This is a genomic window from Sphingomonas sp. AAP5, from assembly GCF_004354345.1.
In the GTDB taxonomy this organism is placed as follows: domain Bacteria; phylum Pseudomonadota; class Alphaproteobacteria; order Sphingomonadales; family Sphingomonadaceae; genus Sphingomonas; species Sphingomonas glacialis.
In genome coordinates this window covers 2,723,428-2,735,100 of record NZ_CP037913.1, presented here as the reverse complement: position 1 = coordinate 2,735,100, position 11,673 = coordinate 2,723,428, and the positions used below count along the sequence as shown (strand labels likewise).

General features: G+C 65.0%; 14 protein-coding genes, 1 tRNA gene and 1 pseudogene. 8 read left to right on the top strand and 8 right to left on the bottom strand.

The features are described from left to right. Positions 1 to 47: 47 nt before the first annotated feature. From E2E30_RS21240 to E2E30_RS12710, 4 genes and pseudogenes are all read left to right on the top strand, one after another. Positions 48 to 859: pseudogene (locus E2E30_RS21240) on the top strand (IS5 family transposase). A 219-nt stretch (positions 860 to 1,078) separates the two neighbouring features. Beyond that, complete coding sequence (locus tag E2E30_RS12715; protein ID WP_133190365.1) at positions 1,079 to 1,318, top strand: hypothetical protein; 240 nt, start codon at positions 1,079 to 1,081, stop codon at positions 1,316 to 1,318. Continuing rightward, a complete protein-coding gene (locus E2E30_RS21185) occupies positions 1,311 to 1,568 on the top strand; it encodes a hypothetical protein (protein ID WP_335925398.1) in 258 nt (85 codons plus the stop codon). Before E2E30_RS12715 ends, E2E30_RS21185 begins: the two co-directional genes overlap by 8 nt. Continuing rightward, entirely contained in the window at positions 1,478 to 2,296 is an 819-nt protein-coding gene (locus tag E2E30_RS12710; RefSeq protein ID WP_335925397.1) for a sensor domain-containing diguanylate cyclase, read from the top strand. Before E2E30_RS21185 ends, E2E30_RS12710 begins: the two co-directional genes overlap by 91 nt. A 1,246-nt stretch (positions 2,297 to 3,542) precedes the next feature. Here E2E30_RS12710 and E2E30_RS12705 read toward each other — a convergent pair. The 4 genes from E2E30_RS12705 to dapB form a co-directional block, all read right to left on the bottom strand. Then, positions 3,543 to 3,619, bottom strand: a tRNA-Arg gene (locus E2E30_RS12705). Between the two features lie 41 nt (positions 3,620 to 3,660). Continuing rightward, positions 3,661 to 4,029: a hypothetical protein gene (locus tag E2E30_RS12700; RefSeq protein WP_133190363.1), complete on the bottom strand. Its 369-nt coding sequence runs from the start codon at positions 4,027 to 4,029 to the stop codon at positions 3,661 to 3,663. Position 4,030: 1 nt separating this feature from the next. Continuing rightward, positions 4,031 to 4,693 carry an endonuclease III gene (gene nth, locus E2E30_RS12695; protein ID WP_133190361.1) on the bottom strand — a complete coding sequence of 221 codons (663 nt, stop codon included), beginning with the start codon at positions 4,691 to 4,693 and terminating at the stop codon, positions 4,031 to 4,033. Beyond that, entirely contained in the window at positions 4,690 to 5,418 is a 729-nt protein-coding gene (dapB, locus tag E2E30_RS12690; protein WP_133190359.1) for a 4-hydroxy-tetrahydrodipicolinate reductase, read from the bottom strand. Before dapB ends, nth begins: the two co-directional genes overlap by 4 nt. A 174-nt stretch (positions 5,419 to 5,592) precedes the next feature. On the opposite strand from dapB, the gene E2E30_RS12685 reads away from it, so the two are divergent. Beyond that, entirely contained in the window at positions 5,593 to 6,294 is a 702-nt protein-coding gene (locus tag E2E30_RS12685) for an NAD-dependent deacylase (RefSeq protein WP_133192081.1), read from the top strand. 102 nt (positions 6,295 to 6,396) lie between these two features. After that, positions 6,397 to 6,672: a GCG_CRPN prefix-to-repeats domain-containing protein gene (locus tag E2E30_RS12680; protein ID WP_189677112.1), complete on the top strand. Its 276-nt coding sequence runs from the start codon at positions 6,397 to 6,399 to the stop codon at positions 6,670 to 6,672. Between the two features lie 67 nt (positions 6,673 to 6,739). Here E2E30_RS12680 and era read toward each other — a convergent pair whose 3' ends face one another. From era to lepB, 4 genes are all read right to left on the bottom strand, one after another. Beyond that, positions 6,740 to 7,645, bottom strand: a complete 906-nt coding sequence (gene era, locus E2E30_RS12675; protein ID WP_133190357.1) for a GTPase Era — start codon at positions 7,643 to 7,645, stop codon at positions 6,740 to 6,742. After that, positions 7,527 to 8,018: a GIY-YIG nuclease family protein gene (locus E2E30_RS12670; RefSeq protein WP_133192079.1), complete on the bottom strand. Its 492-nt coding sequence runs from the start codon at positions 8,016 to 8,018 to the stop codon at positions 7,527 to 7,529. Before E2E30_RS12670 ends, era begins: the two co-directional genes overlap by 119 nt. Positions 8,019 to 8,190: 172 nt before the next feature. Continuing rightward, positions 8,191 to 8,871: a ribonuclease III gene (gene rnc, locus E2E30_RS12665; RefSeq protein WP_133190355.1), complete on the bottom strand. Its 681-nt coding sequence runs from the start codon at positions 8,869 to 8,871 to the stop codon at positions 8,191 to 8,193. Further along, the gene (gene lepB / locus E2E30_RS12660; protein ID WP_133190353.1) at positions 8,868 to 9,689 is read right to left on the bottom strand and encodes a signal peptidase I; all 822 of its coding nucleotides are present in this window, start codon (positions 9,687 to 9,689) and stop codon (positions 8,868 to 8,870) included. The genes rnc and lepB overlap by 4 nt, the downstream gene beginning before the upstream one ends. Before the next feature lie 116 nt (positions 9,690 to 9,805). Here lepB and pgi point away from each other — a divergent pair, with 116 nt between their 5' ends. Next, positions 9,806 to 11,296, top strand: a complete 1,491-nt coding sequence (pgi, locus tag E2E30_RS12655) for a glucose-6-phosphate isomerase (protein ID WP_133190351.1) — start codon at positions 9,806 to 9,808, stop codon at positions 11,294 to 11,296. Continuing rightward, positions 11,296 to 11,667, top strand: a complete 372-nt coding sequence (locus E2E30_RS12650) for a DUF4174 domain-containing protein (RefSeq protein ID WP_206365710.1) — start codon at positions 11,296 to 11,298, stop codon at positions 11,665 to 11,667. The genes pgi and E2E30_RS12650 overlap by 1 nt, the downstream gene beginning before the upstream one ends. The last annotated feature ends 6 nt before the right edge of the window (positions 11,668 to 11,673 follow it).

The window sequence follows — 11,673 nt, the reverse complement described above, 5'->3', positions numbered from 1 at the left end:
ACGCCCCTAGGCGGCGTGGACAAATTGGTTGACGCGAGATTCGGTGATTGATTCAAGGCTTCCTTTTGGAGGCGGGGTTGAGCCGGGGCGATCTGAGCGAAGCGGAATGGCGTGTTTTGAGAGGCTTGCTGCCGATTGATGCGGCGAGCCGTGGGCCTGGGCGACCGCCCGAAGAGAACCGTTCGATCATCAACGGCATCCTCTGGCGGCTGCGCTGCGGCACGCCTTGGCGCGATGTGCCGCCCAAATACGGCAACTGGAACACGATCTACCGCCGGTTTCGGCGCTGGAGCGAGGCCGGGGTTTGGGAGGCCGTTTCGGTCACGCTGGCCGAGATGATGGCGGACAGCGGCCATTACAGTATCGATAGTACCACCGTTCGCGCCCACGTCTCGGCAGCGGGCGGAAAAGGGGGGCTCATCGACGCGCTCTTGGCCGCTCGCGGGGCGGGTTCACCAGTAAGCTTCACTGTCTGGCAGATGCCCGAGGACGACCGCTCGCCTTCCACCTGACAGTCGGCGAAGCGGCCGATTGCAAGGCCTATGACACGCTGATCGCCCTGCCGGAGCAGGCGCCAAAGGCGCTGCTGGCCGACAAGGGATATGACGCCGACGCCATCCGAGCCGACCTTGCGCGCCGCAACATACAGGCCGTCATCCCGGGCCGATCAGACCGCCGGATCAAGATCGAACACGACCGCTCGCTCTACAAGGAACGCAATCATATCGAACGCTTCTTCGGCCGCCTCAAAATCAACCGCGCCATCGCCACCCGCTACGACCAGCTCGCCGAAAGCTTCCTCAGCATGATCCATATCGCCGCCGCTAGATACTGGCTCAAATTTGTCCACGCCGCCTAGTAGATCGCTCCAAACTCCCGATCTGAACGAACGGCCGGTTTCGGGGAGCGCTCACGCGGCGCTGGACGTGCGCAATAGGGTCAGCGCTGCCATGATACGGCTAGTGAGACGCCCTTGCGTGCAGCTAAGGACTTTGGTCAGGCGCCAATTCCCCAGTTTGAGTTTGCGTTAACCTCTTGCTCCTAACGCAGATCAAATCGGCGGCGTTAAGGATGGGCCATGCGTATCGATCAACTTCATCCGACACCCACGGCGGCGCAACCGCTCGAAATTCCGCCGAAGCTGCTTCCTAGTGTGGAGCGTCACCAAGGGCATCTGAAGGCGCTGATCGCCAGTATGCGTACCGCCGGAATCGAAGGCGATGCGATAGACGCTAGTGTTCGTGTATTGATCGACAGTTATGCGGACGAACTTACAGCCGCAATCCACAGCATGATTCAGGAGGAGCGTCATGTTTGATCCGTTGCTCAGCGACGAGCCGGCGCGCATTGCTGCGCTCCAGCGGCTCGGCGTGCTCGACACCGCAGTTGAGGAGCCATTCGAGAAGATCGTCACGCTCGTACGAACGGTACTTGCCGTACCGATCGCAACGGTGACTCTCGTCGATCGTGACCGCCAGTGGTTCAAAGCCAAGCGTGGTTGGACACGGATCAAACTCCCCGCTCGGTTTCTTTTTGCACTCATACGATTCAGCAACGCGAACCTCTGATTGTGGAAAACGCGGACCGCGATCCGCGCTTTGCCGGCAGCCCGCTTGTAGCGGGCCCGCCTTACGTCAAGAGCTATGCTGGTATCCCGCTGCGTACGCCGGAGGGCTACAATGTCGGATCGCTATGCGCGATGGACACGCGGCCGCGCCGTTTCAGCCCGGCGGACGTTGCCATTCTCTCCAACTTTGCAAGCATAGTGTGCGATGAGCTCGAGCTCCGATTGATAGCGCAGGTGGATCAGCTTACCGGCGCGCTCACACGTCGTGGGTTTGTCGAACAAGCTGAGCGCGAGATAGCGCGCGCTCGCCGTAATGGCCGCTTCGGCACGCTGGTGATGATCGACCTCGATCATTTCAAATTGGTTAACGATACCTACGGCCACGCAGCTGGGGACCAGGTTCTGAGAGCCTTATCTAGTGTCATAAGTTCTACTCTTCGCCCAATCGATGTCTTTGGTCGCTTGGGGGGCGAGGAGTTTGCGGTTCTACTGCCGGAAACGACCGGCGATGACGCGGGTTTTGCCATGGAACGTTTGCGCCAGGCTATCGCCGCACACCCAATAGTTCTCGAAAATTCCGCAACGCTTCACGTCACATCCAGCTTCGGTTTGGCTAATTTTACATCCGGTACCACCTCGTTCGCGGTTTGGTTGAAGCAAGCCGATGCGATGCTTTACGCGGCCAAAGCTGCGGGGCGGAATTGCATGCGTGTTGCCGAATACAACTAGGTCAGGTGCAACTGTTGGCATCTCGCGCGGCTCGCGCCTTTAGTAGGCAAAATTCAGCGATGTGGTTTTTGTATCTACATATCGGCGCTAAAAGGTTTGTTTTCCGAGCCACCAGTAAGGCGTGATGAACCAGCGTCCGGTTTCAGAAGCCGGCAAGGGCCCCGCGAGTGACCGTAATTGCGTCAAGCCGCCGCCCGTTGCAGCTGGCTGGTGACCAGTATTCATCACTTGGTGGTTCAGCCGACGGTGCCTGAAATCTGACATCCGCAGGGCCGCGCTCCGGTGCTAAATTTCCCGGAGGAGAAACAAGGTGGCTATCCGACGGCTTTGCTCTCCGCCGTCGCGCCCGCGGCCACATCTAGCTGTGCTCAACGTTTCATAAGGCTAGGCCTGTCGAAACTTGAACGACTGGTAATGAGGTTGCTCATTGCGACTAGCCGCATTCAACGCCGAATGGCGCTCGAGTTCTTCAGCCTGGCGCGCCATGCAATCCCAACGCTCCGCAGATCGTTGGCGTTGTAGACGACGTAACGGTAGCAGCTCCCGTTCCGCAGCTGTCCGCTCAGCGGCTGCGTTCGCATGATATGTTGATGATCCGCCCACCGCCCGTTTCTCCAACTACGTTTCGACACACACTTATAATAAAGCGTGGCCTGCGCAAATAGCGGTGTATCCGACAAGCTGCACGAACGACCGCTCGCCTCGACTTGCCATCTCCAAGAGCTTGACCCGACGTCCATCACTTACCGGCGTTCCCGCATGCAACGCGGCTCGGCGCTGACCAACAGCAGGCCGTCGTTATTCAACATCTGGCGCTGTTCACCTACGAAACTTTGAGTACGAAATCGCTTGTCGGACCGCGAACGTCTGCAAACGCGAAAGATTAATGAATGTCAAAAGATGGAGTGCTGGAGGCCGCCCTGTAATGGCGGGTCGTGGGTCAAACGACGTGTAAGAATAGTGCTCCGTTCAGAGCGGCATTCGGGCCGATGACCCCCGATCGATCTGGCCTAAGGTAACGCGACTTGCCGCCTCAGCGGCCCCGGTGGCACTCAGTACAGAGTGCGCCGGTGTAACCCGCGAATTGGTATTTGACTGTGGGGGAAGGCCACACCGGGTGAGTTCCACCGGGTTGTGCCCGAGGAATCGTCCTAGCGCGAGCTCGTTTAATCGCATTTTGTCCGAGGGCATTTTCCGTACGTTATCCGTACAGCGACCTCGGCACGCAGCTAAGCCATTGATTTTGTGGTGCACCCGACTGGATTCGAACCAGTGGCCTCTGCCTTCGGAGGGCAGCGCTCTATCCAGCTGAGCTACGGGTGCCTGGAGCTCCGACTAGCAAAGCCCGCGCGGGGACGCCAGCCCTAGTTGCGCGCGAGCGTCACGGGCTGGAATTGGCCGAGGCCGCATGTCGCGCCGGGCGACAAGGCGGCGCCCGAATACAGCACCGTGATCGTATCGGTCGAGCACAACTGGCTGAGGCTCGTCGCGTAGCTGAAGCGCTCTTCGAACCCGAGGCTCGGGCAAGCGAAGGGCAGGGTGTTGCGATAGGCGACCTTGCCGCTCGTGATGAAATCGATCGTGCGGTCGTCGCGCACGTGCGTTTCGCGGATCGATGCGAGGGGGATACAGCTTTGCGGCACACCCGCAGGCGTCGCGGCGGGGGTGCGGTCGCGTGCGACGCTCGGGGCGGCGAAGGCGGCGAGGGTGAGGGCGGCGAACAGCAGGCGCATGTCAGGGCTCCTTCGGCAGCGCAGCCTTGGGCGGCGGCGTCTTGGGCTTGAACGCACAGAGATCGGCGACGATGCAGCGCCAGCATTCGGGCCGCCGCGCCTTGCAGACATAGCGACCGTGCAGGATCAGCCAGTGATGCGCGTGGAGCCGGAACGGTTGCGGGGTCGCCTTGTCGAGCTTGAGCTCGACCGCGAGCGGGGTCTTGCCGCGCGCCAGGCCGGTGCGGTTGCCGACGCGGAAGATGTGCGTGTCGACCGCGAAAGTCTCGGCGCCGAACGCGACGTTGAGCACCACATTGGCGGTCTTGCGCCCCACGCCGGGGAGCGTCTCGAGCGCGTCGCGGTCGTTCGGCACTTCGCCGCCATAGACGTCGACCAGCCGCTGCGAGAGCGCGATGACGTTCTTGGCCTTGGTGTTGAACAGGCCGATCGTCTTGATGTGCTGCTTCAGCGCATCCTCGCCGAGATCGAGCATCTGCTGCGGCGTCGTCACCGTTTCGAACAGTCGCCGCGTCGCCTTGTTGACCCCCACATCGGTCGCTTGCGCCGACAGCGCGACCGCGACGACGAGCTGGAACGGGTTGCCCGCCTCGAGCTCGGTCTCGGGATGCGGGTTGTCGGCGGCGAGCCGCGCGTAGAACTCGACGATGTCGGCGCGCTTCACACGCCGAGCACCTCGTCCATCCCGTAGCGCCCGGCCGGCTTGTCGACGAGCCACAGCGCCGCGGTGATCGCGCCGCGCGCGAAGATCGCGCGGTTCTCGGCGCGGTGGCCGAGCTCGATCCGCTCGCCTTCGCCGGCGAAAATCACTTGATGGTCCCCCGCGACCGAGCCGCCGCGCAAGCTGGAAAAGCCGATCGTCCCCTCGGAACGCGCGCCGGTCAGCCCGGCACGGTCCGCGACGCGCGCTTCGGCGAGCGGGATGCCGCGGCCGGCCGCCGCCGCTTCGCCGAGCAGCAAGGCCGTGCCCGAGGGGGCATCGACCTTGTGGCGATGGTGGAATTCGGAGATTTCGATGTCCCATTCGGGCCCGAGCCGCGCGGCGGCGTCGCGCACGAGCTTGGCGAGCAGCGTCACGCCGAGCGAGACGTTGCCCGTTTGCAGCACCGCGATGTCGGCCGCGGCGGCGTCGATCATCGCGTGGTGCGTGGCAGCGAGGCCGGTCGTGCCGATCAGGATCGGCGTTCCCGTCCGGCGCGCGGCGGCGAGCGTGCGTTCGAGCGCCGAGGGCGAGGAGAAATCGACCAGCACGTCCGAATCGTGCGCCAGCGCCGCGGGATCACCGCCCGCATCGATCCCGCCGGCGAGCGTCGCGCCCAGATCGGGGACGATCGCCGCCAAGGCATGCCCCATGCGCCCAGCGCTGCCAATGATCCCGATCGCGGTCACGCACATTCCCTTCCGATAGGTTCGCGGCGGCCTTAGCCAATGGCCGGGCGACATGCCATGCGCGAATTGCCCCAGGCTCGTGCTTCGCCGCGGATTGCAAGGACGGCTACTGCGAGCGCGGTTTTTGTTGCAGCAAGAATAGCAGCTTCCAGCCCGATCGGCTAAACCTCGATGATGCAGGACAGTCGCAGCATCGTCGTTCTCACCGGTGCCGGTATTTCGGCCGAAAGCGGCATCGCGACCTTTCGTGGGCCCGGCGGGCTATGGGAGGGGCACCGCGTCGAGGATGTCTGCACGCCCGAGGCGCTCGCGCACTATCCCGAGCTCGTCCACCGCTTCTACGATGCACGGCGAGCGGCATTGGCGCGCGTCGAGCCCAACGCCGCGCATCACGCGCTGGCGCGGCTCGATGCCGAGTGGGGTGGGGATCTGCTGATCGTGACGCAGAACGTCGACGATCTGCATGAGCGCGCCGGGGCCAAGCGGCTGCTCCACATGCACGGCGAATTGCAATCGGCGCTGTGCGCGGCGTGTGGTGCGCACATGCGCTGGCTTGGCGCGATGCCGCCGGGGTCGGCGTGCCCGGCGTGCGGGGCGGCGGCGCTCCGCCCCGACATCGTCTTTTTCGGCGAGATGCCGTATGCGATGGACACGATTGAGCGCGCGCTCGGGACGGCGGACCTGTTCGTGTCGATCGGGACGTCGGGCGCGGTCTATCCAGCGGCGGGCTTCGTCCAGGGCGCGCGGCATGCCGGCGCGCGGACGCTCGAGCTCAATCTCGAGCGATCGGCGGGAAGCGCGTTCTTCCACGAAACGCGGCTCGGCGCGGCGGGAAGCCTGGTGCCGCACTGGGTCGATGCGATGCTGGCGGGATGAGCGAGCAGGCCCGGCATGGCCATTTTGGAACGGGTTGCCGCCCCTCTCGTTTGTGAGGTCAGCCCGACGGGCTTTGCTCTAACGCTATATCGAGAGGGTCTCATGAAAAAGCTTCTTGCCGCCATCCTCCTCACCGGGGCTGCAACGCTCGGCACCACTACCGCTGCGGACGCGCGCGACGGCTGCGGTCGTGGCGCGTTTCGCGGTCCCGCTGGCCATTGCCGCGTGATGCGTGGCGGGCCTGCCTTTGTCGGTGGGCCCGTCTATCGCGGTGGCCCGCGCCTGATCGTCGGTCGCCGCTACGATCGCGGCTATTGGGACGGTCGCCGCTACTGGCAGAACCGCTATCGCCACCATGGCGGCTGGCGCTACCGCTAAGCCCTGACGTTCGCGTGCAAAACCCCGCGTCGCAGCTTGCGGCGCGGGGTTTTCATGGGCGCGAGGATCAATCGACCCAGTCGAGCCCCATGTCGCGATAGACGTCGCGTTCGTCGTCCCAGCCGGGACGAACCTTGACGTGCAAATAGAGATGCACCGGGCGACCCATGATGCCGGCGAGCTCGGTCCGTGCGCGCGCGCCGATTTCCTTGATCCGCGCGCCGCCCTTGCCGAGCACGATCGCGCGCTGCGTCGGGCGTTCGACCAGGATCTGCTGGTGGATCTCGACCGACCCGTCTTCGCGCTCGAGATACTGCTCGGTCTCGATCGTCGACGCATAGGGCAGCTCGGCGTGGAGCTGCAGGTACAGCTGCTCGCGCGTCACTTCGGAGGCGAGGCTGCGCTCGCTCGCGTCGGACACCTGATCCTCGGGGAAATGCCACGGGCCGTCGGGCATCCGGTTCGCGAGATGTGCCTTCAATTCGGGCAGGCCGTCACCGGTCGATGCGCTGACGAAGAAGATTTCGTCGAACTGCACCATCGCGGTGAGCTTCTCGGCGTGGAGCAAAAGTTTGCCCTTGTCGGCGAGATCGACCTTGTTGAGGATGAGATATTTGGGTTCGGGGCGATGCGCGATCGCCTCGGCGATGGTTGTGACCTTCGAGCCCAGCCCGCCCTTGGCATCGACCACGAGGGCCAGCACGTCGGCGCCGTCGGCCCCGCCCCACGCGGCCTGGACCATCGCGCGGTCGAGCCGGCGCTTGGGTTCGAAGATGCCGGGGGTGTCGACGAGCAGCAGTTGGGTATCGCCCTCGATCGCGACGCCCATTAGCCGGACACGCGTGGTCTGCGCCTTAGGGCTGACAATCGCGACCTTCTGGCCGACCAGCGCATTGACGAGCGTCGACTTGCCGGCGTTGGGCGCGCCGAGGATCGCGACGAGGCCGCATTTCTGGGTGGGGGTGTCGGTCATTAGCGGTCCTTGGGCGGTACAGGCCCTTCGACAGGCTCAGGGCGACGGGGGAAACGAAGGACCCCGCCCCCACCTCCGTTCGCCCTGAGCCTGTCGAAGGGCTCGTTCGATCTTGGCGATTGCGCGCCAGTAAAGAAAGCCGCGCCCAATCGCCAGCGATTAGGGCTTCCTTCTTGGCGCGCGTCCATCCTTTGACGCGGCGTTCGGCTTCGAGCGCTTCGAGACGGGAGGGGAAATCCTGACACCACACGAGCGTGACCGGGCGGCGGGTGTGGGTGAAGCCGCCAGTCAGGCCGGACTGATGCTGGCCGATGCGGTATTCGAGATTGTCGGTGTGGCCGATATAGTAGCGGCCATCGGCGCAGCGCAGCATGTAGGTCCAGAACGCCACAACGCTCCCCCGTTGCGAGGGCCCTTCGACGGCTCAGGGCGAACGGGGAAGGGGGTGCCCCACTCAAAACCCGATCCTCAAGGCCGATCGAAGTGACCCGCTCTATATAAAGCGAGCCCCACATACCCGTTCGCCCTGAGCCTGTCGAAGGGCCTTACCCGCGTGACCCCTGCTGCACCTTCTCCAGCAACGCCGTCGCCGCAGCCGTCTCTGCTTCCTGCTTCGAACTCCCCTCGGCCTCCGCCTCGGCGAACGTCCCGATCACCGCCTTCACGCGGAAGCGCGGCGCGTGGTGCGGGCCCGAGCGCTCGACCACTTCGTACGCCGGCGCCTTGCGGTTGTTCGCCGCGGCCCATTCCTGCAGCGCCGATTTGGGATGCTGCGGCACGGTCAGTTCGCGGCTGGCGCGGTCGGCCCAGGCGGTGCGGATCGCGCGGCGGGCGCCATCGAGCCCGGCCTCACGGTAGAGCGCGCCGATCAGCGCCTCCATCACGTCGCCGAGCACATTGTCGCTGTCCGACGCGCCATCGTCGCGCGCTTGCTTGCCGAGCTTCAATTGTGCCGCGACGCCGAGGCCCCGCGCGACATCGGCGCATACCGCGCCCGTCACCAGCGCATTGAAGCGCTTCGACAGCGCGCCTTCGGGCTCGTTCGGGAACAGCTCGAACAGCCATTCCGCCATCACCAGCCCGAGCACGCGGTCGCCGAGGAATTCGAGCCGCTCGTAATTCGCCTTGGCCTGGCTGCCATGCGTCAGCGCGCGCTCGAACGGCGCGATGTCGCGTGGGGTGTGGCCGAGGCTCGCGGCGATCCAGGCGCCGAGGTCAGCGCTCAAAAGCCTTCCCCGATGCGGCTCCAGCGTGCCGCCGAGAACCACGTCCAGGGCAGGACCCAATTGGCGCTGCCATCGGTCGAGAAGAAGGAGAACACCGCCTTGCCCTCGATCCGCTCCATCGGGACCATCCCCATGCCTTCGGGCGGCGCGAAACGGCTGTCGCCGCTGTCGTCGCGATTGTCGCCCATCACGAAGACGTGGCCCGCGGGGACGTTGTAGACACCCGTCTCGTCGGCGTTGATCTGCTCGCCGCGGTCGAGCACGGCGTAGCTCTTGCCGTTCGGCAGCGTCTCGCGGAATTGCTGGTAGCGGCAGATCGGCTTGCCGGCGGCCATGTCCTCGAACTCGGCGGGGCATTCGCTGCCGCCGGGGTAATTGGGCGAGAGCGGGATCGTGAAGTCGGCGATCTTGACCTTGGGCACGGCACGGCCGTTGAGGATCACCTGACCGCCCCGCATCTGCACGCTGTCGCCGGGCAGGCCGATCACGCGCTTGATCACGTCATGATCGTCGCCCGGAGGGCCGCGGAACACGACGACGTCGCCGCGCGCCGGATCGCGGCCGAGGATCCGCCCCGGGATCAGCGGCACGCCCCATGGCAGCGACCAGCGCGAATAGCCGTAGTTCCACTTCGAGACGAACAGATAGTCGCCGATATAGAGCCGCGGCAGCATCGACTGCGACGGGATGCTGAACGGCGCGAACACGAAGCTGCGGAACACGAACACGACGATCGCGAGCTTGAGGAAGAAGACGAGCGTTTCGCGCGTTTCGGATTTGCGCGGCGACACGTCGCGAAGCGGGGTGGGATCGGCCATATCGCGCGGTTTGGTGCCGTGCGCGAACATCGTCAAGCTGGTGGTTGTAATGCCGCCTCGATAGGGCGATCTAGCGCGGGAATCGTTTCCCTCCCTACGACCGATGAGGTACCTGCATGTCTGCCGACTGGACCGCGATCGAGGCTTTGCCCTCGCCCAAGCTCGAGACGCTGTTTGCGGAGGATGCCAATCGGCTCGAGACCTTCAGCGTCGACGTCGCCGGGATCCATTTCGACTGGTCGAAGACGCATCTGACGACCGAGGCGGTCACCGCGTTCGAGGCGCTCGCCAAGGCCCAGGATCTGCACGGCAAGCGCGAGGCGCTGTTCTCGGGCAAGGTCATCAACGTCACCGAGAACCGCTCGGTCACGCACGTCGCCGAGCGCGGCGAGGGGGGCGAGGACGATAACGCCAAGGCCGCCGCGCTCCACGCGCGGGTGCGCGCGCTGATCGACGCGATCGCGGCGGGTGCGCTCGGTGACATCCGCCACGTGCTCCACGTCGGCATCGGTGGCTCGGCGCTCGGCCCCGACCTGCTGATCGATGCGCTGGGGCGCGAGGATACCGCATACGAGGTCGCGATCGTCTCGAACATCGACGGCGCCGCGCTTGAAGAAGTTTTCAAGAAGTTCGATCCGACCGCGACGCTGCTGGTGATCGCGTCGAAGACCTTCACCACCAAGGAAACGCTGACCAACGCCGATTCGGTGTTGCAGTGGATGGGCGAGGCGGGCGTCGAGGACGCCTATGGCCGCGTCATCGCGCTGACGGCCGATCCCGACAAGGCGGTCGAATGGGGTGTCGACGAGACGCGCGTGCTGCCCTTCGCCGATTCGGTCGGCGGGCGCTATTCGCTCTGGTCGTCGATCGGCTTCCCCGCCGCGATCGCGCTCGGCTGGGATAATTTTGCCGAGCTGCTCGAGGGCGCGGCCGAGATGGACCGGCATTTCCAGCACACCACGCTCAGCCAGAACGCGCCCGCGCTCGCGGCATTTGCCGATCTCTATTACACGCAAGTCCGCCACGCCGAGACGCGCGCGACCTTCGCTTATGACGAGCGGCTGCGGCTGTTGCCGTCGTACCTCCAGCAGCTCGAGATGGAATCGAACGGCAAGGGCACGACGATCGACGGGCAGAAGCTCGATCGGCCGAGCGCGGCGATCACCTGGGGCGGGGTCGGCACCGATGCGCAGCATGCGGTGTTCCAGCTGCTCCATCAGGGCACGCATTTGGTCCCGGTCGAATTCGTCGCGGTGATCGAGGCTGGCGATACGCTGTCCGAGGATCATCACCGCCAGTTGCTGCTCAATGCCTTTGCGCAGGGTGCGGCGTTGATGAAGGGCCGTCCCAACGACGATCTGGCGCGCAGCTATTCGGGCGACCGGCCGAGCTCGACGATCCTGATCGACGATCTCGACGCCCGCACGCTCGGCGCGCTGATCGCCTTCTACGAACAGCGCGTGTTCGTCAGCGGCGTGCTGCTCGGGATCAACTCGTTCGACCAGTTCGGCGTCGAACTCGGCAAGGAAATGGCAAAGGCCGCCGACGCGGGCGACCAGGCGTTCGACGTGTCGACCACCGACCTGATCAAGCGCGCGTTCGGGTGATGCTGCTCGCGGCGGCGATAGCGGCGGCTACGGTCGCCGATATGCGGTACGAGCGCCGCGTGCTGATCGTCGCCGCGCCGAACGAAGCCGATGCGCGACGCATCGCGCAGCGGGCCTCGCTCGACGCGATGCCGCAGGAGCTCGGCGATCGTGACGTCACGGTCGTCGAGGTGACCGGCGATAGCGTGCGCGGTGCGACGGATAGCGCGGCGGCGCTCAGGACGCGCTGGCGGCTGCCCAAGACGGCGTTCGGCATCGTCCTGGTCGGCAAGGACGGCAATGCCGCGCTGCGCCGTGCCGAGCCGATCGATCGCGCCACGTTGGTCGCGACGATCGATGCGATGCCGATGCGCCGCGCCGGGCAACGATAAAGATGA